The following is a 23,794-nucleotide window of genomic DNA, read 5'->3' on the forward strand; positions in this document are numbered from 1 at the left end:
TCAAACCGAGATTCTAAACGTGAAGCACACCCTGCCCCTGTCCAGCCTGCCTGTTTTGCTAAATATCCTGCTGGCAGGCGTGTTCCTTGGTGGCTGCGGACAACGTGGCCCCCTGACCCTTCCCGTCAGGCCGCCAGCGCCGATTAGCGCTACTGCTGCACCCGCATCTGCTCCTGTTCCTGTTCCTGCCACTGCCCCCACCGTCAAGTCAACCGTACCTACGGCTGACACCGCTCCTAAATAGTACGAAGTAGTACGCCTACAGCACTGATCCCATGTCCCATTTTTCTTGTCAGAACGGTGCCCTGTGCGCCGAAAATTTACCGCTTGCCGCCATCGCTGACCAGTTCGGTACGCCGACGTACGTGTATTCGAAGGCCGCCATTAGCGAAAATTACCTGTCGTATGCGCTGGCCTGCCGTCAGAACGGTCGTACCGCCGAGACAGCCCTGGTGTGCTATTCCGTCAAGTCCAACTCCAATCTCGCCGTATTGCATCTGCTGAGTCAGCTCGGATCAGGTTTTGACATCGTCTCGGGAGGCGAATTGTTGCGGGTACTTGCCGCTGGCGGCGATCCACGGAAAATCATTTTTTCGGGCGTAGGAAAAACGCGCGACGAGATGCGCCTGGCGCTGTCGCATGGCATTGCCTGCTTCAATGTCGAATCCGTGTCGGAACTGCATCGCCTGAGCAGCGTCGCCAGTGACATGGGCGTGAAGGCGTCGGTGTCACTGAGGGTCAATCCGAATGTCGATGCGAAAACCCATCCGTATATCTCCACGGGACTGAAGGAAAACAAGTTCGGTGTCGCGTTCGAGGATGCTCTGTCGATCTACCGCACCGCCGCCGCCTTGCCCGGCCTGACAGTGACCGGCATCGACTGCCATATCGGTTCCCAGTTGCTCGACGACGCACCGCTGCTGGAAGCGCTGGACAAACTGATCGAACTGATCGATGTGCTGGCCGCGGAGGGCATCATTATCCATCACCTCGATATCGGCGGTGGCCTTGGCATCGATTACGAATCCGAAGCACCGGTGGCGGTGAGCGATTATCTGGCAAGACTGTTCGCGAAAATCGACGCTTGGCGCGTCGCAAAACATCAGGGTGCTCCGATCAAGGTGTTGTTCGAGCCCGGCCGTTCGATTGTCGGCAATGCCGGCGTCTTGCTGACCAGGATCGAGTACCTGAAACCGGGTAGCGAAAAGAATTTCGCGATTGTGGACGCTGCCATGAATGACCTGATGCGTCCGGCGATGTATCAGGCATGGCATGGCGTGCAAGCTGTGGCACCGCGCGCTGGCACGCCTACCGTCTGGGATGTCGTTGGTCCGGTATGCGAATCCGGTGACTGGCTCGCCCGCGCCCGTGCGCTGTGCGTCGAAGAAGGTGACCTGCTTGCCATCATGTCGGCCGGCGCGTATGGCATGACCATGTCATCGAACTACAATACCCGCGGGCGCGCCGCCGAGGTCATGGTCGATGGTGATACCAGCCATCTGATCCGTCAGCGCGAAACCCCTGAACAGCTGTTCGCGCTCGAAAAAATCATCCCGTAATTCAGCAATCCTGACGGTGCAGGGTGCCCGGCACGTTTATGGCCGGACCGCCTCGTTCGCTAGGCCGTTCGGATGGCTGTTTGTCTGACCGCACCCCGACGCCACCAGTAGATTCGCATCCCCAGCAAGGCCGCCACCAGTAGCGCAAACAGCATCGGCTGCAGCAGATTATTCTTGGCCGCCTTCATCCACCAGAAGTGCAGCACGCCGAGCGGAACGATCAGGTAGATCAGGCGATGCAGCCACTGCCAGCGCTTCCCTCCCATCAACCTCACCATCGCATTGGTGCTCGTCACCGCCAGCGGAATCAGCAGAACAAATGCGCTGAAGCCAACCGTGATGAAGGGACGCTTAAGTACATCCTTCCACATCTCGGCGACATCGAATGCGTGATCGAACCAGAGGAATGTCAGGAAGTGCAATGCGACGTAGAAAAAGGCGAACAGTCCGAGCATGCGCCGCAATTTCACCAGCCAGTTCCAGCCAGTCAGCTTGCGTAACGGTGTCACCGCCAGCGCAATACACAGCATGTAGAGGGTCCAGTCGCCGGTGTTGCGGGTGATGAATTCAACCGGATTGGCGCCCAATTGATCCGTGAAGGTCGCTATCACCAGGCGCAGGAATGGCAGTGTCGCCAGCAGAAACAGGCTCAATTTCAGCCACCTGATTTGTGTCGGGCTTAGGTTTTTGAATAACATCGGAATGATCGCATCACGTCAGGTCGCGCAGCCGCCCGGAAAGGTTGGGCGTTAAAAACGGGCCTCAGAAAAACTTTTTGAGATCCATGCCTTTGTACAGGGAGGCAACATCGCTGTAGCCGTTGTACATCAGCGTTTTGCGCTTCCTGGCAAACAAGCCGTCTTCACCGATGCGCCGCTCGCTACTTTGCGACCAGCGCGGATGATCCACCTCGGGATTGACGTTGGAGTAGAAACCGTACTCGCTCGGTGCTGCGATGTTCCATGCCGTGCGCGGCTGCTCGGACGTAAAACGAATCTTGACGATGGACTTGGCCGACTTGAAGCCGTATTTCCAGGGAACGACGACCCGCACTGGCGCACCGTTCTGGTTCGGCAGCACTTCGCCGTACATGCCAAAACTCAACAACGCCAATGGGTGGTTTGCTTCATCCAGCCGCAGCCCTTCGACGTAGGGCCATTCGAGCACCGGGCTGCCCAGCCCCGACATGCGGGTTTTGTCTGCGAGCGTGATGAATTCGATGTATTTCGCGTTGCTGTTCGGCTCGACTTTCTTGATCAACGCAGACAACGAATATCCCACCCACGGGATCACCATCGACCAGCCTTCAACGCAGCGCAGGCGGTACACGCGCTCTTCCAGCGGCGCCAGCTTCAGCAAGGTGTCCAGATCGAGCACCATCGGCTTCTTGACTTCGCCTTCGATGGCAACGGTCCATGGTCGCGGCTTGAGGGTACTGGCGTTGGTCGCCGGATCAGCCTTGTCGGTACCGAATTCGTAATAGTTGTTGTAGGTGGTCGCATCCTTGTACGACGTTGGCTTTTCCGTGGACAAGAAAGCCGGATTCGCTTTGCCCACCAGTTTTTGTGCAGAAGGCGATTGCGCGAAGGCTTCCCGGGATGCCATTTCGAGCAGTGCGCTACTGGCGATCGAACCAACCGCCAGTTGCTTGATGAAACTACGGCGCGATTCGAACACCTCGCGCGGTGTGATTTCAGAAGAAAACGGGAGATCGATCCCGTTCGGATTGCGTTTGATTATCATGGGAACTCGCTCTCTGGACAGTCAAGATGGGTATCAGTCGGTACAACCTGGTCCCACCTTACACGTATTTGGACGAGGTCGTTACCCGTGCTCCCCTGCCAGATCAGAGTTGACCGTAGCTATGCAGACCCGACAGAAACATGTTTACGCCCAGGAATGCGAAGGTCGTTACTACCAATCCGACCACGGCCCACCACGCGGCAAAGCGCCCGCGCAAGCCTTTCATCAGACGCATGTGCAACCAGGCCGCATAGTTCAGCCAGACAATTAGCGCCCAGGTTTCTTTCGGATCCCATGACCAGTAGCCGCCCCAGGCTTCGGCCGCCCACAGTCCACCCAGAATGGTCGCTATCGTGAAGAACGTGAAACCCACAGCGATCGACTTGTACATGACGTCGTCGAGCACTTCTAGCGCCGGCAAGCGGTCCGCGAGAATGCCATTCGATTTGAGCAGATAGGCAACGCCGACCATTGCCGCCAGCGAGAAGGTGCCGTAGCCAATGAAGTTGGCAGGAACATGGATCTTCATCCACCAGCTTTGCAACGCAGGTACCAATGGCTGGATTTCTGCGGCATCGCGGCTGACGGTGTACCACAACAGGAAACCAACGGCCGCCGAAATCACCAGCATGACAAATGGCCCCATCTGGCGAGTCTGGTAATGCTGCTCGTAGTACAGGTAAAACAGGGCCGTGATCATGCAGAACAGTACGAACACTTCATACAGGTTCGAGACCGGGATATGACCAACGTCGGTACCGATCAGGTAGGACTCATACCAGCGCACCAGCATGCCTGTAAATCCGAGCACCACCGCAGCCCAGCACAGCTTGCTGCCAATCGCGCTTCCGAAGTCCGAGCGCGTGATCAGGCCGCCCCAGTAAAACAGCGTCGACAAAAAGAACAATGTGCTCATCCAGAGGATGGCTGACTGGCTCGACAGCATGTATTTCAGAAAGAACTTCTTGTCCGCCATTTCCAGCGAGCCGCCGTACATCGCCATCGCCGACAGCGACAGTACTGCCAGCGCGAGCATCAATGGGCGGATCGGCTTCCATTGCCAGCCCAGCCAGGCAAACGTCGGTGCTGCGAGGACAAGAATCGCCTTTTCGTAATAATCCATGAAGCCGCCAAAGCGGTTCAGGGCATAAAGCGATCCCGCCACCAGTATCAACGCGAATAGCCAGTCGAGCACATTCAGCTTTTTGAAGAACCCCTCCGGGGCGGCATAAGGTCGGTCTTGTACGAGTTGCATTCTTTTCTCCGGTGTCGCTGCAGATTCAGCGAGGCTAGCTACCATCAATATTCGGGGCTGACAGTATCAGGATTGTTGCGGCAATTGCTGTTTCAACACGTCAAACTCCTTCTCAAAGTCCAGCGTAATGCGCTGGGAACTCATCGCCATCAGCGCCTGCGCCTTACCATCTTCAGCCGAAGTAATCCAGATCCAGAGTCTGCGCTCACGAATGTACAGCATTGAAAAAATTCCCATCACCAGCAGCAAGCACCCCAGATACACCACATTCTTGCCTGGTGCGCGAGTGACTTGCAATACCGATGCTTTTACTTCATCAAAACCTTTGAGTTGCAAGTATACCGGCGCGCCGTAAAAGAAGGTGTCGGCGTAAGCGTTGGTGGCAAGCTGCAGGAATCGCGCGTGCTTCTCGTCGGCAATCACCGGTGCCAGACCATCTTCCGCACGGGCGATTTGCCAAAGGTCCCACATGCTGCCGTTCAGGATCTTCATGAAAATATCAGCCGCCTTCTCTTGCTCGGCCTGCGGCACCCGTTCGAGGAACCTTGAGACGGCAACGTAGCCCGACTGCACACTGTCGCCAGCAAAAATCGACAGACCCTTGATGGCTGATTGCTCGAGCTGCTGTTGCAGCGCCTGCACGCCGTCCCGGTTGCCGGGCAAGGCACGTTCGGCGTAGCGGTGCGCCGCCTGGGCACGCAGCTTCGGACTCTGGATCGCAGCGCGCAAGCGCATCCATTCGTCGACCGAATCGTTATCGTCGGCGGGGATGCGCAGGTAGCGGAATGGCTCTGACGGAGATTCCCGCATACCGGCCAGGAATACATAACCGCCGTCCGACTGTACCGACTGCATGTAGTTCTGATATTCACGGGCCTGGCCGGTCTTGTCGCGTAGTTTGTATTGCACGCTAGGACCAACGTTTTTCAGTTCCTTGACGGTGGCGCTTTTTGCACCGGAGCCGAGATGCTTGTCGAGCCCTGCAGCAAACGACTTTGTGACTTTGACGGAGCGCAAATCCTGGCCACTTTGCGCCATGTTTTCCACATTGAATGGGCGAAAGCCGGACCATTCCACCGTGTATTCATTGTCTTTGCCGCCTTTCAGCGGCGTGGTGTTTCCGACTTCGCCAGAAACAGCAAACGTCGTATTACCTGCTCCGGTCATGGGGTAACCGGACAGTTTCAGCTTGCTGCCGCCATCTTCGAAACTGGATTGATAGACCGACAGCCCCTTGTAGACCAATGGCTGATTCACTTTAATGGTAGCGGGAAATTTCTTGCCTGTTTCATGGTCGGTAATCTCGACCTCACTGGCAAACAGCTTGGGCATGCCTGTCGAATAAAAGTCGATGATGAAACGATTGAGTTTGATGGTGAATGGCAAATCCTGAATAAATACGCCACCTTGCTGCGCGATGATGGCGGTATTGCTGCTGGCGCCTTCGGGAATCAACGTGTTACCGCGAAATGTAGGATTACCTAGCCCGAGTCGATGCTGTGCCGGTATGTCGGCGATGACACCGTTTCCGGCGAACGGCGTTTTTCCCTGGAACCAGCCTTGAAACCGCATGGGCAAATCCGAATCAAGCAAGCCACCGATACAAATGATGACGATGGCACTGTGGGCGAAGATATATCCCCACTTGTTCGCCGCACCTTGTTTGGCGGCCAGTAACGTGGCGTTTTCCTTGTCGACCTGTTTGACCTTGTAGCCGCGTGAAGCGATCCGATCGGTCAGCAGCGTTACAAGCTCGGCACGCGTCCCTGGAAAACTCCATTCGGCTTTGTGACGGAAGTTGCGCAAGGATTGTTCGCGGACATTCTCGCGCCAACTGCGCATGTCTTTGAGCATTTTTGGCGCGTTACGCGAAATGCACAGGGAGGTCGATGCGACCAAAAACGCCAGAATCAGCAAGAACCACCAGGAAGAATAGACCGCGTACAAGCCGATCTTGCCGAACACCTCAAACCAGAATGGACCGAACTGATTAACGTAATTCGGCATCGGCTCGTTTTGCTTCATCACCGTACCGATAATGGAAGCGATCGCCAGTAGCGACAGCAAGCTGATCGCAAAGCGCATGGATGAGATCAACTCGACGAAGGTTGCAAGCCAGCGCCGATTGGTTTTCAGTTGTACACCTGTCGTGCTTATGGTCATGGTCTTTTGGAATGCAAAAGGGGCGGCTTCAGCCACCCCTCGGAACGTTGTTCGGACTGGATCTCAGTTTATTTTAGCCCGGCAATGTAATCGGAGACTGCCTGCATTTCGTCATCGGACAGACGCTTGGCAATGGTCGTCATCTGTACGCTGTTCTTGCGGGTGCCGGCGCGGAAACTGGTGAGCTGCGCCAGTGTGTACTCCTGATGCTGACCACCAAGTCGTGCGAATTGTGCAGGGATACCTGCACCGTTCGGACCATGGCAGGAAGCGCAGGCTGGAACATTCTTTTCAGCGATGCCACCACGATAGATTTTCTTGCCTGCTTCGACGGTATCCTTGTTCTTTGCCGCACCTGGCTTGGCGACCTGCGCGTCAAGGTAGGCAGCGATATTTTTCATCTCATCGTCGGTCAGCGCTTTGGCAATCGTGGTCATGATTGCATTGTTGCGATCAGGACCTTTGAAATTCATTAATTGCTTGTACAGGTAGGCTTCATGCTGACCCGCCAGCTTGGGGTTTGTTGCTATCGCTGAATTACCGGCAGCGCCGTGGCAAGCGACGCAGGCTGGAATGTTACGCGTTGCATCACCGTTGGTGTAGATGGACTCGCCTTTGACAGGATCGGCCTTGGCAGCTGGCACAGCGTCAGTTGCGTGCACTACCGACGACAAAGCCAGAGCAGCGATAAATAATGATTTCACGACGGGATAAAAAACTCGATTCATTCAAACACCCTGAGACTTAATATTAAAATGCTGCCCTGATGGCGACGGACTTGCTACTATTGCGCACCTCATTGTAGAAGCAAAGGCGGCGTAGCGCTTAGCCGCCCATTGTACAATAGCTTGCTGGCATTTCGCCCCTACCACCGTATTTTCTGTTCACTCTATGTCCCAACTCTGGCAAGCCCGTTTTTTCACCACGGTGAATCATCTCCGTGATTTGCCGACTACGCAAGTTCCTGAAATTGCCTTTGCAGGCCGTTCCAACGCTGGCAAGTCAACGGCAATCAATATCCTGTGCAATCAGAAGAAGCTCGCCTTTGCGTCAAAAACGCCAGGCCGCACGCAGCATATCAACTATTTCTCGATTGGTGGCGCGCAGATTAATCAGCATCGCAAAGACGTCACTAAAGTTGATGAAATCCGCGCCCTGCTGGTCGACTTGCCTGGCTACGGCTATGCTGAAGTCTCTGGTTCAGCCAAGCTCCACTGGCAGGAATTGCTGGGCGATTACGTACAGCGCCGCGAACAACTTGCCGCACTGGTGCTCATCATCGATGTCCGCAGACCGTTTACTGATCTGGATATCCAGATGCTCGAATGGTTTGCGCCAACCGGCAAGCCTATCCACTGCATCCTGACCAAAGCCGACAAGCTCAACCGCAATGATGCTGCGAACGCACTGCGTCTTGCACGCGGTATTCTGTCAAGCTATCTGGATGCTGAAGGCAAGCCGTTCCCGTTCACGGCGCAACTTTTTTCCGCGCTGAAGAGAACGGGGCTGGAAGAAGCCGATGCGCGAATCTGCTCCCTGGTTGGCCTCACAACCGAAGCAGTTTTACCGACGGCAGAAATAGCTTCAGATGACACCGCACCGATCGGCTAAGCGCTGAGTGGTCGAAAAAAACCCTGGAGAAAGGGGAATATCTCCAGGGTAAAAATGCCTTATCGCAATCATCACAATTATCGATACGGCCCCGCTCAGGGAGGAGAAGCGGGAGGCAAAAAAATTACCTGCCGTTTTGAGGCTATTCCAGAATAAAAGTTCCGGCCACAAGCCGAGCGGATCTGAAGGTGCCCGATCACCAGAGCGAGCCCATTTCTGCGCCACGATTAATCGACACGTCAACCTTGAGCCCACATCATGTCTACTCTCCTCAAACCCAGTCAATTTCCGGCCATTCGCATGCGTCGCATGCGCAAGGATGCCTTTTCGCGTGCCATGATGCGCGAAAATGTGCTGACCGCCGCGGATCTGATCTATCCGGTATTCATTCAGGAAGGTCGCAATCAACGCGACAAAGTGACCTCGATGCCTGGCGTCGAACGGCTGTCGATTGATGAGTTACTGGGGGTTGCCGAAGAATGTGTGGCACTCGGCATACCTGTGCTTGCCTTGTTTCCGGTGATCAGCAGCTCGTTGAAAACACCGGATGGCATCGAGGCGACGAATCCCGACGGGCTGGTACCACGTGCTGTCAGAGAGTTGAAACGTCGCTATCCCGAGCTGGGCATCATGACGGATGCGGCACTCGACCCGTACACCAGTCATGGCCAGGATGGCGTCATCAATGCTGCGGGCTATGTGCTCAACGATGAAACCTGCGAACTCCTCGTGAAACAGGCACTCACGCAGGCAGCAGCCGGGGTCGATATCGTCGCACCGTCCGACATGATGGACGGGCGAATCGGCGCGATCCGGAACGCGCTCGAAGCTAACCAGTTCATCCACACACGGATCATGGCCTATTCCGCGAAGTATGCCTCGGCGTTCTACGGTCCATTCCGGGACGCGGTTGGTTCGGCAGCCAATCTCGGAAAAAGTGACAAGGCGACTTATCAGATCGATCCGGCCAACAGTGACGAGGCGTTGCGTGAAGTGGGACTGGATCTGGCGGAGGGAGCAGACATGGTCATGGTCAAGCCAGGCATGCCGTATCTCGACATCGTGCGTCGTGTCAAAGACGAATTCAAAGTGCCCACGTTTGCCTATCAGGTCAGTGGTGAATACGCGATGCTCAAGGCCGCGGCTCAGAACGGCTGGCTCGATCACGACAAGGTCATGATGGAGTCCATGATCGCCTTCAAGCGGGCTGGCGCCGATGGCGTACTCACTTACTTCGCCCTGGACGTCGCGCGACGGTTAAAACTCGGGTAATTGCGTCATGCGTGTGGAGCGGCCCGTAACTGGCCGCTCCCAGTCGCCGCTTTGCCAACGTGCGCTGTACAGGAAAAGCATTCCATGGATTTTTTTCATATTACGACGGACCACGTTACGCAGTATGTCGCGTCTCCGACATCGCTACCGGAAGACGGCTTTCTGTGGATCGACGTCACCAGAGAGGACATCGCTCCCAATATCGAGGCGTGGCGCGACGAGATTGCCCGCGTTACTGGTGTAACCATTTTTGACCTGCATTTATCCGATGTGATGAATCTTACGCATTCATCGTATTTCGATTCGACGCACGACTACGACATGGTCGTCTTTCGTAAGTTGGCGCTGCCGACTAACACTGCCGCTGCCACCGATCTGCCGGCGCCGCGAGAGAATAAAGACGACACCGGACGAATTCCATCCGCGCTCAAGAAGCTCCTGACGCATCCAGTCACATTCATTGTTGCAGACCAGCTGCTCATTACCGTCCATGCCCGGGATGCCCGCACCATCAATACGGCTCGGGCAAAACTACTCGACTACAGGCACCAGAGCAACGGGAGTAGTCCCCGCAACGGTCGCTTGCCGGCGTCACCGCAGGAATGGATGTTGCGGTTGCTAAATCTGATGGTGGATCAATATCTCGACCTGAGACAGCCACTCACTGTACAAATCGACCGCTGGCAGCGTGCGCTATTGAATCCGCGACGTCCGTTCAACGACTGGCTTGCCTTGCTGGATGCACGTATCGCGTTGAGGAAGCTAGACCACTTATGCGAGGAACAACACGACGCGTTGCAGGAGTTGCGGGATCAGTTGATCGATACGTATCGGGAGACCGACAATGACCGTACCAAGGACCATCTGCTGGTACGGGTCAACGATGTCATCGAACATGTCGGCCGCGTATTGAATCACGCACGTCGGCTGGAATCGTCGCTTGAGTCTGCGGTACAAATCCATTTCTCGGCAATGTCGCATCGCACTAGTGAAATCATGCGCACGCTGACGGTCATCACCGCGTTATTCATGCCACTCACTCTGGTTACCGGAATATTCGGTATGAATTTCGACGTGATGCCGCTCTTGAAGAACAAGGAAGGCTTCTGGCTAACGATGGGAGGAATGGCGGTAATCGTAGTGGGACTTCTGCTGTTTTTCCGACGCAAGCGCTATCTTGATGAGTAACCAACGAGTATAAAAAACGCAGCCGCGGCTGCGTTGGATTGCCAGACATCCTATTTGTTCGGCTGGGGCGTCATCCGCAAATACGGGGTTGCGGCAGTAAAGCCTTTCGGATATTTCTGACGAATGACTTCCGCGTCCTGAATTGACAAGGGAATGATGACGTCGTCACCATCGCGCCAGTTGCCAGGCGTCGCTACGGTGTAGTTATCGGTAAGCTGAAGCGCATCGATCACTCGCAACACCTCGTCAAAATTGCGCCCGGTGCTCATCGGATACGTCATCATCAGTCTGATCTTCTTCGCCGGATCGATCACGAACAACGCACGGACCGTCATCGTCTCTGACTGGTTCGGATGGATCATGTCGTACAACGTCGAAACAGACTTGTCAGCATCTGCAATAACAGGGAAGCCGACAACCGTTTTTTGCGTTTCTTCAATATCCTTGATCCATTGCACGTGCCGATCAGCAGCATCCACCGACAGAGCGATCGCCTTGACGTTACGCTTGTCAAATTCTGGCTTGAGTTTGGCGGTTAGTCCCAGCTCCGTCGTACACACTGGTGTGAAATCAGCCGGATGGGAAAACAGCACCACCCAGGATTTTCCAGCCCAGTCATGAAATTTAAGTCGCCCAATTGAACTATCCTGTTCAAAATCCGGTGCAACGTCACCTAATCGTAATGTCATAACAGTCTCCTCGAATAAGAATTTCACTATCACGCCTGCCAAGGCGTTTTTAAAAAAATACTAACGAATGTCGAAAACAATCACGCCGTCTTGCTTACCATTGGCAATTATTCTGCCCGGGGTAATGACACACTAAATCGCTCGGCGTTTTGGTATCCAATTACCCGCGTTCCTGATAATTCTTCGCGGTTACGGAAGAAAATAATGCCTGGCGGACCAAACAGTCCGAACCGTTTGAGCAATGCCTTGTCATCGACATTGTTGTCAGTCACGTCAGCCTGCAGCAGCACCATTTGCTCAAGACGAGGTTGAATTGCCGGATCTGCGAACGTCAGTTTCTCCATTTCTTTACAGGACACGCACCAATCTGCGTAGAAATCCAGCATCACCGTCTTGCTACCGGCTTTCTCTAATGCCGTATTGAGTTCAGCCAGAGATTTCACCTTCAAGAAGGTAACTTTCACGTGCGGAGTCGATGACAAATGCGCAAGAGGAGCAAGAACGTCGCGACCACCGCTGGCAACACCAACCAATTGCATCAAGCCAAATGCAGCAAATACCATCCCGACACACTTAGACATCCAGCCAGAGCGCTTTTGGGTCAGCAAATACATGCCGTACCCGATCCCGATGAGGGCCCAGGCCAACATTTGCACCACGGGAGTTAGTACCGGGCTCACCATCCATAAAGCGACTGCGAGCATCAATACGCCAAAAAATTTCTTAACCGACTCCATCCATGCGCCTGCCCTCGGCAACAAAGTGCCGGCAGACAAACCGAGCAAAAGTAGTGGCACGCTCATGCCAACCGCCATCGAAAATAGCGCCCCGCCACCGATCAAAACATCACGGGTTTGACTGATATACACCAGTGCACCAGCTAACGGCGCAGCGACACAGGGACCGACGATCAGAGCTGATAGCGCCCCCATAATAAAGACGCCAACTAACTTTCCGGATCGCTGGTTGCCTGACGCCGATATCAAGTGCTGCTGGAAAACTGTCGGCACCTCCAACGCGTAGACCCCAAACATCGATAACGACAGTCCCACCATCAGAAACGCAAAGCCCGATAACACCCATGGATTTTGTAGCGTCGCTGACAAACCTTCGCCGATCAACCCAGCCGCGACCCCTAGCGCCGTGTAGACAACCGCCATGCCAAACGCGTAAGTTGCCGACAACAGGAACCCACGCCCTCGGCTAACTCTCACACCTTCGCCAATAATAATGGATGACAAAATCGGGACCATCGGTAGTACACAAGGCGTGAAGGACAGGCCCAGACCCAACAAAAAGAACAGTGGCAGAATCAAAATCAATCGACCACTCTTGAGCGCCGACTCGATCCGCCCCGATTCTGTCGACGATGATGTCGCCACTGACGGTGTGACCGACGGGGGTCCGTTCGGACCGGTGCTACTGCTAGCGCCTGAACTCAATCCAGAGAATAGCCCCCCCGAGCCTGCACCGAGTCGAGCGACGCTGTCCATGGGTGCGTAACAAAGCCCCGCGTCTGCGCAACCCTGGCCCGTGGCGGTGAAGGAAAACCCGCCAGCAGCTGAAAACGGGACCAGAATCGTTACTGAAGTTCGGTAGGTTTCAACATTTTTTTGAAACGTTTCATCAAATTTCACCTTTCCCGGTGGGAACTCCGCATTTTTCAACGTCGCCTGGCCTGCCTTGAATCGAAAGTGATCCCGATACATATAGTAGCCATCCGCAATTTTATAGCTCACTGCTATTACACCAGGGGAAAGAATTTCTGCTGAAAACTGGAAGGCCTTCTCGGGCTCGAGATACTCATCAGCAGCGAAAGCTACTGGTGGCGTGTAGGAGCATATAAGAATCAGACTACACCATAAGAAATGACCTAACCGTCGGTAAAGATTGACTAGCATTAACACTTTTCCAATTTGATGAGTTATCGCGGAGTAAATAAAACGAGATCGAAGCAAGCAAATTTCTTCTATCGCGCCATACTCGCACAACAGGCGAGACTGCGCTCGCGACGCCACGGCGATGAACCTGACGCCGACACTGATGGCCGAAGCCAACTGCGCGCAAGCCAATGGGAAAGCGGACTATTCCCCAGATGAGACATAAGGACAGCAGCGTATAAAAAACAAAAAAGCCAGGGATCACCTGGCTTTTTTATGTTCTTTAACGCAAAAGAAATTATGCAGCTTCTTCCATGTCGACAGCTTCTGTTTCGTCCGGACGGTCCAGCAGCTCGATGTAAGCCATCGGCGCGTTGTCACCAACGCGGAAGCCCATCTTCAAGATGCGCAGATATCCACCATTACGATTGGCATAACGCGGACCCAGTTCGGCAAACAGCTTGACGACCATTTCACGATCGCGAAGACGGTTAAAAGCGAGGCGCTTGTTTGCAAGCGTATCGGTCTTGCCCAGAGTCAGGATTGGTTCGATGACACGACGCAGCTCTTTAGCCTTCGGCAAGGTCGTTTTGATTGCTTCATGACGCAACAGGGACACTGTCATGTTGCGCAGCATTGCAAGACGGTGGGATGATGTGCGATTTAATTTACGAAGACCGTGACGATGACGCATAGTAAAACCTTTCAGTTATCAATTAAATCCAGCTCTTCGATCGACAGGGCATGTTGCCTGGTCGCGGGCCGGTAGTGTGTTCATAAAAAAGCCGAGGCCATATTATGGACCCCGGCAGTACCAAATAACAGCTTATTTTTCCAGGCCGGCTGGTGGCCAGTTTTCGAGCTTCATGCCCAATGTCAGACCGCGGGAAGCCAATACTTCCTTAATCTCGTTCAACGACTTGCGACCCAGATTTGGCGTCTTCAGCAACTCGTTTTCGCTACGCTGGATCAGGTCACCGATGTAATAGATGTTTTCGGCCTTCAGACAATTCGCTGAACGCACCGTCAACTCAAGGTCGTCTACCGGGCGCAGCAGGATCGGATCAACTGAAGGAGCACGCGAAGGCGCCTCGGCAGCGGCTTCCGTTCCTTCAAGAGCCGCGAACACATTCAACTGATCGACAAGCACACGAGCCGATTGACGAATCGCTTCTTCCGGTGAAATAACACCGTTTGTCTCGATGTTGATTACCAACTTGTCCAGATCAGTTCTTTGCTCTACACGCGCCGACTCAACGAAGTAAGACACACGACGAACAGGAGAAAACGATGCATCCAAAATGATGCGACCAATCGTCTTGTTGGTATCTTCCGCCAAGCGACGGACGTTTCCTGGCACATAGCCACGGCCTTTTTCGACCTTGATCTGCATGTCAAGCTTACCGCCAGCGGTCAGATGCGCAATCACGTGCGAAGGGTTGATCAGCTCAACATCGTGCGGAAGGTCGATATCAGAAGCAAGTACCTCGCCCTCGCCTTCTTTTTTTAACGTCAACGTCACTTCATCGCGATTGTGCAGCTTGAATACGACACCCTTCAAATTCAACAGCAAATCGACGACGTCTTCCTGCACGCCATCCAGCGAAGAATACTCGTGCACGACACCAGCGATTGTCACTTCTGTAGGCGCGTAACCAACCATGGACGACAAGAGGACACGACGCAGCGCGTTACCTAATGTGTGGCCATAGCCACGCTCGAAAGGCTCCATGACGACTTTTGCATGACCTGCGCCCAGCGCTTCAACTTCGATAATGCGTGGCTTTAACAAACTATTCTGCATGAAATGTCCTTTTCAATACCCCCGGCTCATTACACCGGTAAGGCTGACGGCAAGACCAAAAGGCCCACTGAAAATCAGTGGGCCATCAATAATCTATTAACGGGAATACAGTTCGACGATCAGCGATTCATTGACATCGTGAGCGATTTCGCTACGATCAGGAACAGACTTGAATGTTCCTTCCATCTTCTTAGGGTCAACTGATACCCATGTTGGCATGCCAATCTGCTCGGCCAGTGACAGCGCTTCAACGATACGCACTTGCTTCTTTGCTTTTTCACGAACAGCAACGACATCGCCAGCTTTGACTTGATATGAAGCGATGTTGACCACGATTGCGTTGACTGTGAATGCTTTGTGCGAAACAAGCTGACGCGCTTCAGCACGGGTGGAACCAAAACCCATACGGTAAACAACGTTGTCCAGACGAGCTTCGAGCAACTTTAACAACGTCTCGCCAGTATTACCTTTGCGCCGATCAGCTTCGGCGAAGTAGCGGCGGAATTGACGCTCCATCACACCGTACATGCGCTTTACTTTTTGTTTTTCACGCAGCTGATTGCCGTAGTCGGAAGTACGCGCACCAGAAGTGCGGCCATGCTGACCTGGCTTCGAGTCAAGTTTGCATTTTGAGTCCAGCGAACGACGAGCACTCTTCAGAAAGAGGTCCGTACCTTCACGACGGGAAAGCTTTGCCTTAGGGCCAATATAACGTGCCACGGTGATTCCTTTGAAGTATGACGCCCCTGAGAGAAGTAACCTTCCCTACAAAAGCGCTAGTCTGGTTTTCATGCAACCAAACGGTGGGCTTAATAACGAAAACCGCCAAATGATTTGGCGGTAGGTCACACAGTCTAACAGAACAGAATCAAATACGACGACGCTTCGGAGGACGGCAGCCGTTATGCGGAACAGGAGTCACATCCTGAATCTGGGTAATTTTGATGCCCAGATTGTTCAGCGCACGAACTGCAGACTCGCGACCAGGTCCAGGGCCCTTGATGCGAACTTCAAGATTCTTCACACCGCACTCAACTGCAACCTTGCCAGCCGCTTCAGCAGCAACCTGGGCAGCAAACGGAGTCGATTTACGCGAACCCTTGAATCCAGCGCCACCTGACGTTGCCCAAGACAACGCATTACCCTGGCGATCGGTGATCGTAATAATTGTGTTATTGAACGACGCGTGGATGTGCGCGATTCCCTCAGCAACATTCTTTTTAACTTTTTTACGAACGCGCGCAGCAGCGGCGTTGTTTGGGGCTTTTGCCATGATTATTTCCTTGAATCCATCAAATCAAACAAGTGTCTGATTATTTTTTCAGCGACTGTGCTGCCTTACGAGGACCTTTGCGAGTACGCGCGTTTGTGCGAGTACGCTGTCCGCGGCAAGGTAAACCCTTACGATGGCGCAAACCGCGGTAGCAACCCAGATCCATCAATCGCTTGATGTTCATGGATACTTCACGCCGAAGGTCGCCCTCGACTACAAACTTGGCGATTTCGTCACGAAGTTTCTCAAGTTCGCTGTCGTCAAGATCTTTAATCTTCTTAGTAGAAGGAACACCCGTAGTTTCGCAGATTTTCACTGCGCGCGGGCGACCAACACCATAAATTGCCGTTAAGCCGATTACGGTGTGCTGATGATTTGGGATATTTACCCCTGCAATACGTGCCATTCGTTATTCCTCAATAAATAACGTTAATTAACCTTGGCGCTGTTTATGGCGCGGTTCGATGCAAATGACACGAACTACGCCTTTGCGCTTGATGATCTTACAGTTGCGGCAGATCCGCTTAACTGATGCGAGCACTTTCATATTAGCCCTCTCTCTTTCAGTTCTATATAAAATTTAAAACTACTTGGTTCTAAAAACAATGCGTGCTCTGCTCAGATCATAAGGCGTCAGCTCAACCGTCACCTTGTCGCCAGGAAGAATGCGAATATAGTTCATACGCATTTTTCCAGAAATATGACCCAGAACGACATGCCCGTTTTCTAACTTGACTCGGAAAGTCGCATTGGGCAGATTCTCAAGAATCTCGCCTTGCATTTGTATTACGTCGTCTTTTGCCATTCGGTATGCTCGGTCTCCTGGGCGCTTAGCGAGTCGGAATTCCGCCCTTGAAATTCGCTTTACGAAGCAGTGATTCGTATTGCTGCGACATGACGTAGTTTTGAACCTGCGCCATAAAATCCATCGTTACCACCACGATGATCAATAAAGATGTCCCGCCGAAATAAAACGGAACCTTGTATTTTGCGACCAGAAACTCCGGCAACAGACATACCAACGTTATGTACACCGCACCTGCAAGGGTCAACCGCGTCAGGATCTTGTCGATGTACCGCGCTGTCTGATCACCTGGACGAATACCCGGAACAAAAGCCCCACTCTTCTTCAAGTTGTCAGCCGTTTCCTTGCTGTTAAAAACCAGCGCGGTGTAGAAGAAGCAAAAGAAAACAATTGCAACTGCATACAATAACGCATGTATCGGCTCGCCCGGCGCCATCGACGCTGAAAGATCCTTAAGGAAGCGGACAAATGGGTTCGTCGTGTCGCCAGATGTGAACCAGCTCGTAATCGTCGCTGGAAACAGGATTATCGATGAAGCGAAAATAGGAGGAATTACACCAGCCATGTTCAACTTCAAAGGCAAATGGCTGCTCTGTCCACCGTAGATCTTGTTACCGACCTGGCGCTTCGCGTAATTGACCAAGATCTTTCTCTGGCCCCGCTCAATGAACACGACGACAAACGTTACGGCCGCAACGATCAGACAAATAAAGATCGCCGAAAAGGCGTTCATGGAGCCGGTACGAACCAATTCAAACAACCCGCTCAGTGCCGTAGGCAAACCTGCCGCGATACCTGCAAAAATGATGATCGATATACCGTTCCCAAGGCCACGCTCTGTAATTTGCTCACCGAGCCACATAAGAAACATCGTTCCTGTGACCAGAGTGACGACGCAAGTGAACCTGAATGTCAGACCAGGATCCAATACCAGACCGGCTTGAGACTCTAGCGCCACCGCAATGCCAAGAGCCTGAAACAGAGCAAGAAACAATGTTCCGTATCTTGTGTACTGAGTGATCTTTCGGCGACCCGACTCACCCTCTTTTTTCAATGCCTCAAGTTGCGGCGAAACGATCGACATCAGTTGCATGATGATCGACGCCGAAATGTACGGCATGATTCCAAGAGCGAACACGGTAAAACGCGACAACGCACCACCTGAGAACATGTTGAACATTCCCAGAATCCCGCTCTGGTTCTGTTTGAACAGTTGCGACAGCTGGAGAGGATCGATACCAGGAACCGGGATGTGCGCTCCGATTCTAAACACCACCAATGCCGAGAGCAAAAACCAGAGCCGACCCCAAGGAAAACCGCTTGAGGCACTCTTAGCAATCTGAGGACTAGTTGCCAATTACAGCTCCAATCAAACTGGGAGATTACGCAACGGAACCACCAGCGGCTTCAATAGCAGCCTTGGCACCTTTGGTGACGATCAAGCCTTTTACGCTAACACCCTTGGTAAGGTCACCAGAAAGAATGACTCGAACCACACGTGCGAGATCAGAAATGACGCCAGCTTGCTTCAAAGAGAGAATATCTACTTCGCCAACAGGCAAGCGCTCCAGATCCGATAAACGGACTTCGGCCTTGTAAGGCGTAGCAAGCGATTTGAAACCACGCTTAGGCAAACGCCGCTGCAGAGGCATCTGACCACCCTCGAAACCAACCTTGTGAAAGCCACCGGCACGGGACTTTTGTCCCTTGTGTCCACGACCAGCCGTTTTTCCGATACCGGAACCAATTCCGCGACCAACACGACGCTTGTAGTGCTTGGCGCCGTCTGCCGGTTGAATACTGTTCAATTCCATAATTTTTCCTATTCGTAAGCAAAAGCCTACGAAATGACTTTTACGAGATATGAAACCTTGTTGATCATGCCGCGAATCGCAGGCGTATCTTCGAGTTCCGACACCGAATTAATTCCACGCAACCCAAGTCCTCGAACAGTAGCGCGATGCGTCTCGCGCGTCCCGATCAGTCCCTTGACCAACGTTACCTTTACAGTATTTGTCATAGCATTCACCTTAGCTCAGAATATCTTCAACTGACTTGCCGCGTTTTGCAGCGATGTCAGATGGAGTATTCATTTTGGCCAGGCCATTCAACGTTGCCCGAACCATGTTGTACGGATTCGTTGAACCATTTGACTTGGCAACAACGTTGGTTACACCCATCACTTCGAAAATAGCGCGCATAGGGCCGCCTGCAATAACGCCAGTACCCTCTTTTGCTGGTGCCATCAGAACAGATGACGCACCATGCTTACCCGTTACGGTGTGCTGAAGAGTACCGTTTTTCAAGGTGACCTTGATCATCTTGCGACGAGCTTCCTCCATCGCTTTTTGCACGGCCACTGGCACTTCTTTCGATTTGCCTTTGCCCATACCGATGCGGCCTTCTCCATCGCCAACTACTGCAAGTGCGGCGAAGCCCATGATCCGACCGCCCTTGACCACTTTGGTCACGCGATTAACAGCGATCATTTTCTCGCGCATGCCATCATCTGGCTTTTCGCTTTGCATCTTGGATTGCATTTTTGCCATGATGAATTTTCCTTAGAACTTCAGACCAGCTTCACGAGCCGCTTCGGCAACTGCCTTGACACGGCCGTGGTATCTAAAACCCGAACGATCGAACGCAACTTCTGCGATTCCAGCCGCAAGAGCCTTTTCTGCAACACGCTTGCCAACCAGCGCAGCAGCGGCAGCGTTGCCACCTTTGCCAGACTGACCGGCCAGCTCAAGGCGGACTTCAGCCTCGAGCGTTGAAGCCGATGCAAGTACAGTTGCATCCGAGCCGATAACACTTGCATAGATGTGCTGGTTGGTCCGGTGCACAGCGAGGCGAGTTACTTTTAACTCTGCGATCTTTGCACGGGTTTGGCGTGCGCGGCGCAGACGTGATTGTTTCTTATCCATCGTCAACCCCTATTACTTCTTCTTGGTTTCTTTAATTGTTACCACCTCGTCCGAATAACGGACGCCCTTGCCTTTGTAAGGCTCAGGAGGGCGGTAAGCGCGGACTTCGGCGGCAACCTGACCAACGCTCTGACGGTTGATTCCCTTAATGAGAATCTCAGTCGGCGTTGGGGTCACACACGTAACACCCTCAGGCATTTCATGCACAACCGGGTGCGAGAAGCCAAGCGACAAATTCAACTTGGCACCTTGTGCCTGGGCACGATATCCCACGCCGACCAAATTGAGCTTCTTTTCGAAACCCTTGGTCACACCGGTAACCATATTACCGACAAGCGCGCGCAGCGTTCCCCACATTGCATTTGCTTCACGGCTCACATCAGCTGCAGTAAACACCAGTGAACCGTTGACGTTCTCGATCTTTACCAGACCGTTGAGCGACTGGATCAGTGTACCAAGCGGACCCTTGACGGTGATCGCGTGATCGGAAATGATCGCCTCGACACCGGCCGGCAGTGCCAATTGCATTTTACCTACTCGTGACATCTTGCACTCCTTAGGCGACGTAGCAAATAACTTCGCCACCGACACCGGTTGCGCGCGCTTTGCGGTCTGTCATGACGCCTTTAGGAGTGGAAACAATTGCCACACCCAGCCCGTTCATGACGTTAGGAATATCATCCTTGCCCTTGTAAATGCGTAGCCCGGGACGGGAAACGCGCTCCAAGCGCTCAATAACTGGACGACCAGCGTAATACTTCAAACCGATTTTCAGTTCCGCTTTGCCATCTGCTTCGGCAACAACGAAATCTTCAATGTAACCCTCGTCCTTCAGGACGTTGGCAATTGCAATTTTGACCTTGGACGACGGCATGGATACCGAGGTCTTCTGCACAACCTGCGCATTGCGGATACGGGTCAGCATATCGGCGATAGGATCGCTCATACTCATTGCATATTCTCCTATTACCAGCTTGCTTTTGTCATACCGGGAATCTCGCCACGCATGGCGACTTCACGGAGTTTGATACGGCCCAGACCGAACTTGCGGAAAGTGCCACGTGGACGACCAGTCAACGCACAACGATTGCGTTGTCGAGTCGGAGCCGAATTGCGCGGCAGTGCCTGCAGCTTCAGCCGAGCTTCGTATCGCTCTTCATCCGACTTTGATTGGTCATCAATGATTGCCTTCAACGCAGCACGCTTACCGGCGAATTTCTTCACCAGGTCTGCACGCTTTTGTTCGCGGTTAATCAATGCGAGCTTTGCCATGGCAACCTCAGTTTCTAAACGGGAATTTAAAGGCGGCGAGTAGCGATTTCGCTTCGTCGTCGGTCTTGGCTGTGGTGGTAATGCTAATATTCATACCACGCAGCACATCAATCTTGTCGTACTCAATCTCGGGGAAAATGATCTGCTCTTTCACGCCGATGTTGTAGTTACCGCGACCGTCAAACGCACGACCCGAGATACCACGGAAATCGCGCACACGTGGCAGAGCCACCGTGACTAGCCGATCGAGAAACTCATACATATGAGCGCCGCGAAGAGTAACCATGCAACCAATCGGGTAACCTTCACGGATCTTGAAACCCGCAATTGCCTTACGTGCTTTGGTCACTACAGGCTTTTGACCCGCAATTTTCGTCAGGTCACCGACGGCATGCTCGATAATCTTTTTGTCAGCGATCGCCTCGGACAACCCCATGTTCAGAGTGATCTTCAAAATACGAGGGACTTCCATCACCGACTTGTACGAGTACTTGGCGGTCAGATCGGCAACAATTTTTTCTTTGTAGAACTCTTGGAGACGGGCCATGATCTTTAAACCTTTACAGCTTCACCGCTGGACTTGAAAATGCGAACGAGACCGCCGTCGACAGTTTTAAATCCCACACGGTCAGCTTTGCCAGTTGCCGCGTTAAACAGCGCAACATTCGACACATGAATTGGCATCAGCTTATCAACGATGCCGCCAGTGATACCAGTCATCGGGTTGGGCTTGGTCGCTTTTTTAGCGACATTCACTCCATCAACCAGGACGTGCTCAACATCGACGCGCTTCAGAACTAGTCCGCGCTTGCCTTTGTCCTTGCCAGCCAAGACGATAACTTCGTCGTTTTTCTTAATCTTATCCATCGTTACTCCTTACAAAACTTCAGGAGCAAGGGACACGATTTTCATGAACCGCTCAGTGCGCAGCTCACGTGTCACAGGCCCAAAAATACGCGTGCCAATTGGCTCGAGCTTTGCGTTGAGCAGCACCGCTGCATTGGTATCAAATTTCACCAATGAACCGTCCTGTCGACGAACGCCTTTAGCTGTACGAACCACGACTGCGTTGTAGATCTCGCCTTTTTTGACGCGACCACGAGGCGCTGCAACTTTCACAGTAACCTTGATCACATCGCCAATTCCCGCGTAACGACGCTTGGAACCACCGAGAACCTTAATGCACATCACTTCGCGCGCGCCGGTATTGTCGGCTACTTCTAGCCGGCTTTCAGTTTGAATCATAATATTTTCTTTCCCAACTTAACCCGAACAATCCGCACAATGCGGCATTACGGTCAGTCTTGGTCCCGCCAGGAAATCCATGTAGGACTCGCCTGATTGGGTGGACTATTTCCAAAACCTCGAACTTTATGTTCACCTAATTCCTACCCTGTAAGTAGGAAGTACTGCGAAGTCCAGCATTATGTCACCATTATGCTGGACTTACAACTACTGCTTAAACTATTTGTGCTGCTTGAACTACCCGGGTTACTGTCCAGGCCTTAGTCTTGGAAATCGGACGGCCTTCCTGGATTTCAACCGTATCACCGGTTTTGGCCGCATTAGCCTCATCGTGTGCATGGTATTTGTTTGAACGCATGATGATTTTCCCGTACAGGGGGTGTTTAACATGACGTTCGATTAGCACAGTTACTGTCTTGTCCATTTTGTCAGACACCACTTTGCCAATCAGCGTGCGCTTGAGCGCTACTTTCACTGGATCGTTCATTATTTGGCGTCCTTCGAATTCATGACAGTTTTTACACGAGCAATATCACGGCGTACTTTTTTAAGCTGAGACGTATTATTCAACTGTTGAGTGGCAATCTGCATACGCAGACCAAATTGCGCCTTCAACAGTGCATTCAGTTCAATTGTCAAAGCCGCTTGATCCTTGCCCTGGAGTTCAGACGTTTTCATATTCACTCCTTTTATTGGCCGACTTGACGAACGACGAACGTAGTCAACAGCGGCAATTTAGCAGCCGCAAGACGGAACGCCTCGCGAGCCAATGTTTCATCGACGCCATCCATCTCGTACAGCATCTTACCTGGCTGGATTTCGGCAACGTAATACTCCGGATTACCTTTACCATTACCCATCCGGACTTCAGCCGGCTTTTGAGAAATCGGCTTATCCGGGAAAATACGGATCCAGATCCGACCGCCACGTTTAATGTGACGCGTCATTGCGCGACGTGCAGCTTCGATTTGGCGTGCCGTAATGCGCCCGCGACCGATCGCCTTCAGGCCGAACTCACCGAAAGACACTGCTGTCCCTCTTGAATGCGAAATACCTTTGTTACGACCCTTTTGTTCCTTACGGTACTTCCTGCGTGCTGGTTGCAGCATGA

General features: G+C 52.8%; 32 protein-coding genes. 4 read left to right on the forward strand and 28 right to left on the reverse strand.

The annotated features are described in order from the left end of the window. The first annotated feature begins 275 nt into the window (after positions 1–275). The gene (gene lysA, locus ABD720_RS17220; protein ID WP_344765199.1) at positions 276–1,559 is read left to right on the forward strand and encodes a diaminopimelate decarboxylase; all 1,284 of its coding nucleotides are present in this window, start codon (positions 276–278) and stop codon (positions 1,557–1,559) included. Positions 1,560–1,618: 59 nt separating this feature from the next. On the opposite strand, the gene ABD720_RS17225 is transcribed toward lysA, so the two are convergent. The 5 genes from ABD720_RS17225 to ABD720_RS17245 form a co-directional block, all read right to left on the reverse strand. Beyond that, the gene (locus tag ABD720_RS17225) at positions 1,619–2,257 is read right to left on the reverse strand and encodes a protein-methionine-sulfoxide reductase heme-binding subunit MsrQ (protein ID WP_344765201.1); all 639 of its coding nucleotides are present in this window, start codon (positions 2,255–2,257) and stop codon (positions 1,619–1,621) included. A 64-nt stretch (positions 2,258–2,321) separates the two neighbouring features. Next, positions 2,322–3,302, reverse strand: a complete 981-nt coding sequence (gene msrP, locus ABD720_RS17230) for a protein-methionine-sulfoxide reductase catalytic subunit MsrP (protein ID WP_344765203.1) — start codon at positions 3,300–3,302, stop codon at positions 2,322–2,324. Positions 3,303–3,405: 103 nt separating this feature from the next. Further along, positions 3,406–4,557: a c-type cytochrome biogenesis protein CcsB gene (gene ccsB, locus ABD720_RS17235; protein ID WP_344765205.1), complete on the reverse strand. Its 1,152-nt coding sequence runs from the start codon at positions 4,555–4,557 to the stop codon at positions 3,406–3,408. A 66-nt stretch (positions 4,558–4,623) separates the two neighbouring features. Beyond that, a complete protein-coding gene (locus ABD720_RS17240; protein ID WP_344765207.1) occupies positions 4,624–6,720 on the reverse strand; it encodes a cytochrome c biogenesis protein ResB in 2,097 nt (698 codons plus the stop codon). A 68-nt stretch (positions 6,721–6,788) separates the two neighbouring features. After that, complete coding sequence (locus tag ABD720_RS17245) at positions 6,789–7,448, reverse strand: c-type cytochrome (protein ID WP_344765209.1); 660 nt, start codon at positions 7,446–7,448, stop codon at positions 6,789–6,791. A gap of 163 nt (positions 7,449–7,611) precedes the next feature. Here ABD720_RS17245 and yihA point away from each other — a divergent pair, with 163 nt between their 5' ends. From yihA to ABD720_RS17260, 3 genes are all read left to right on the forward strand, one after another. Then, positions 7,612–8,331, forward strand: a complete 720-nt coding sequence (yihA, locus tag ABD720_RS17250) for a ribosome biogenesis GTP-binding protein YihA/YsxC (protein WP_344765211.1) — start codon at positions 7,612–7,614, stop codon at positions 8,329–8,331. Positions 8,332–8,589: 258 nt separating this feature from the next. Next, the gene (hemB, locus tag ABD720_RS17255) at positions 8,590–9,603 is read left to right on the forward strand and encodes a porphobilinogen synthase (RefSeq protein WP_344765213.1); all 1,014 of its coding nucleotides are present in this window, start codon (positions 8,590–8,592) and stop codon (positions 9,601–9,603) included. Between the two features lie 84 nt (positions 9,604–9,687). Beyond that, a complete protein-coding gene (locus ABD720_RS17260) occupies positions 9,688–10,791 on the forward strand; it encodes a magnesium transporter CorA family protein (RefSeq protein WP_344765215.1) in 1,104 nt (367 codons plus the stop codon). Between the two features lie 50 nt (positions 10,792–10,841). Here ABD720_RS17260 and ABD720_RS17265 read toward each other — a convergent pair whose 3' ends face one another. From ABD720_RS17265 to rplP, 23 genes are all read right to left on the reverse strand, one after another. Then, a complete protein-coding gene (locus ABD720_RS17265; protein WP_344765508.1) occupies positions 10,842–11,480 on the reverse strand; it encodes a peroxiredoxin in 639 nt (212 codons plus the stop codon). 107 nt (positions 11,481–11,587) lie between these two features. Next, positions 11,588–13,381 carry a protein-disulfide reductase DsbD gene (gene dsbD / locus ABD720_RS17270; RefSeq protein WP_344765218.1) on the reverse strand — a complete coding sequence of 598 codons (1,794 nt, stop codon included), beginning with the start codon at positions 13,379–13,381 and terminating at the stop codon, positions 11,588–11,590. 277 nt (positions 13,382–13,658) lie between these two features. Beyond that, a complete protein-coding gene (gene rplQ, locus ABD720_RS17275; protein WP_344765220.1) occupies positions 13,659–14,054 on the reverse strand; it encodes a 50S ribosomal protein L17 in 396 nt (131 codons plus the stop codon). Between the two features lie 132 nt (positions 14,055–14,186). Next, positions 14,187–15,164 (reverse strand): DNA-directed RNA polymerase subunit alpha, encoded by a 978-nt coding sequence (locus tag ABD720_RS17280; protein WP_344765222.1) that lies wholly within the window; start codon positions 15,162–15,164, stop codon positions 14,187–14,189. A gap of 96 nt (positions 15,165–15,260) precedes the next feature. Continuing rightward, positions 15,261–15,884, reverse strand: coding sequence for a 30S ribosomal protein S4 (gene rpsD, locus ABD720_RS17285; protein WP_344765225.1), 624 nt, complete (start codon positions 15,882–15,884; stop codon positions 15,261–15,263). A gap of 148 nt (positions 15,885–16,032) precedes the next feature. Beyond that, a complete protein-coding gene (rpsK, locus tag ABD720_RS17290; protein WP_151632719.1) occupies positions 16,033–16,437 on the reverse strand; it encodes a 30S ribosomal protein S11 in 405 nt (134 codons plus the stop codon). Between the two features lie 40 nt (positions 16,438–16,477). Beyond that, entirely contained in the window at positions 16,478–16,843 is a 366-nt protein-coding gene (gene rpsM, locus ABD720_RS17295) for a 30S ribosomal protein S13 (protein WP_344765230.1), read from the reverse strand. 27 nt (positions 16,844–16,870) lie between these two features. Then, positions 16,871–16,984 carry a 50S ribosomal protein L36 gene (gene rpmJ, locus ABD720_RS17300; RefSeq protein WP_012081231.1) on the reverse strand — a complete coding sequence of 38 codons (114 nt, stop codon included), beginning with the start codon at positions 16,982–16,984 and terminating at the stop codon, positions 16,871–16,873. Between the two features lie 39 nt (positions 16,985–17,023). Then, the gene (gene infA, locus ABD720_RS17305; RefSeq protein WP_005663428.1) at positions 17,024–17,242 is read right to left on the reverse strand and encodes a translation initiation factor IF-1; all 219 of its coding nucleotides are present in this window, start codon (positions 17,240–17,242) and stop codon (positions 17,024–17,026) included. 25 nt (positions 17,243–17,267) lie between these two features. Next, positions 17,268–18,599, reverse strand: a complete 1,332-nt coding sequence (gene secY, locus ABD720_RS17310) for a preprotein translocase subunit SecY (protein ID WP_344765233.1) — start codon at positions 18,597–18,599, stop codon at positions 17,268–17,270. A 25-nt stretch (positions 18,600–18,624) separates the two neighbouring features. Continuing rightward, a complete protein-coding gene (gene rplO, locus ABD720_RS17315; protein WP_344765235.1) occupies positions 18,625–19,056 on the reverse strand; it encodes a 50S ribosomal protein L15 in 432 nt (143 codons plus the stop codon). Between the two features lie 26 nt (positions 19,057–19,082). Beyond that, on the reverse strand, positions 19,083–19,262 hold the full coding sequence (gene rpmD / locus ABD720_RS17320) for a 50S ribosomal protein L30 (RefSeq protein ID WP_344765237.1): 180 nt from the start codon (positions 19,260–19,262) through the stop codon (positions 19,083–19,085). Between the two features lie 10 nt (positions 19,263–19,272). Next, complete coding sequence (gene rpsE, locus ABD720_RS17325) at positions 19,273–19,791, reverse strand: 30S ribosomal protein S5 (protein ID WP_009665904.1); 519 nt, start codon at positions 19,789–19,791, stop codon at positions 19,273–19,275. Between the two features lie 12 nt (positions 19,792–19,803). After that, the gene (rplR, locus tag ABD720_RS17330) at positions 19,804–20,166 is read right to left on the reverse strand and encodes a 50S ribosomal protein L18 (RefSeq protein WP_344765239.1); all 363 of its coding nucleotides are present in this window, start codon (positions 20,164–20,166) and stop codon (positions 19,804–19,806) included. A gap of 12 nt (positions 20,167–20,178) precedes the next feature. Continuing rightward, positions 20,179–20,712, reverse strand: a complete 534-nt coding sequence (gene rplF, locus ABD720_RS17335) for a 50S ribosomal protein L6 (RefSeq protein WP_344765241.1) — start codon at positions 20,710–20,712, stop codon at positions 20,179–20,181. Between the two features lie 10 nt (positions 20,713–20,722). Further along, positions 20,723–21,118 carry a 30S ribosomal protein S8 gene (gene rpsH / locus ABD720_RS17340; RefSeq protein WP_322123682.1) on the reverse strand — a complete coding sequence of 132 codons (396 nt, stop codon included), beginning with the start codon at positions 21,116–21,118 and terminating at the stop codon, positions 20,723–20,725. A gap of 14 nt (positions 21,119–21,132) precedes the next feature. Beyond that, positions 21,133–21,438 carry a 30S ribosomal protein S14 gene (gene rpsN / locus ABD720_RS17345; RefSeq protein WP_344765245.1) on the reverse strand — a complete coding sequence of 102 codons (306 nt, stop codon included), beginning with the start codon at positions 21,436–21,438 and terminating at the stop codon, positions 21,133–21,135. Positions 21,439–21,445: 7 nt separating this feature from the next. Further along, a complete protein-coding gene (gene rplE, locus ABD720_RS17350; protein ID WP_040723959.1) occupies positions 21,446–21,985 on the reverse strand; it encodes a 50S ribosomal protein L5 in 540 nt (179 codons plus the stop codon). Between the two features lie 5 nt (positions 21,986–21,990). Beyond that, the gene (rplX, locus tag ABD720_RS17355) at positions 21,991–22,305 is read right to left on the reverse strand and encodes a 50S ribosomal protein L24 (protein ID WP_344765249.1); all 315 of its coding nucleotides are present in this window, start codon (positions 22,303–22,305) and stop codon (positions 21,991–21,993) included. A 9-nt stretch (positions 22,306–22,314) separates the two neighbouring features. Further along, positions 22,315–22,683, reverse strand: coding sequence for a 50S ribosomal protein L14 (gene rplN, locus ABD720_RS17360; RefSeq protein WP_009665817.1), 369 nt, complete (start codon positions 22,681–22,683; stop codon positions 22,315–22,317). Between the two features lie 214 nt (positions 22,684–22,897). Then, on the reverse strand, positions 22,898–23,170 hold the full coding sequence (gene rpsQ, locus ABD720_RS17365) for a 30S ribosomal protein S17 (RefSeq protein WP_344765251.1): 273 nt from the start codon (positions 23,168–23,170) through the stop codon (positions 22,898–22,900). After that, complete coding sequence (gene rpmC, locus ABD720_RS17370; protein WP_344765253.1) at positions 23,170–23,361, reverse strand: 50S ribosomal protein L29; 192 nt, start codon at positions 23,359–23,361, stop codon at positions 23,170–23,172. The genes rpsQ and rpmC overlap by 1 nt, the downstream gene beginning before the upstream one ends. A gap of 11 nt (positions 23,362–23,372) precedes the next feature. Further along, on the reverse strand, positions 23,373–23,792 hold the full coding sequence (gene rplP / locus ABD720_RS17375; RefSeq protein WP_040723969.1) for a 50S ribosomal protein L16: 420 nt from the start codon (positions 23,790–23,792) through the stop codon (positions 23,373–23,375). Positions 23,793–23,794 lie beyond the last annotated feature (2 nt).

This window comes from Actimicrobium antarcticum (genome assembly GCF_039536745.1).
Lineage (GTDB): Bacteria > Pseudomonadota > Gammaproteobacteria > Burkholderiales > Burkholderiaceae_D > Actimicrobium > Actimicrobium antarcticum.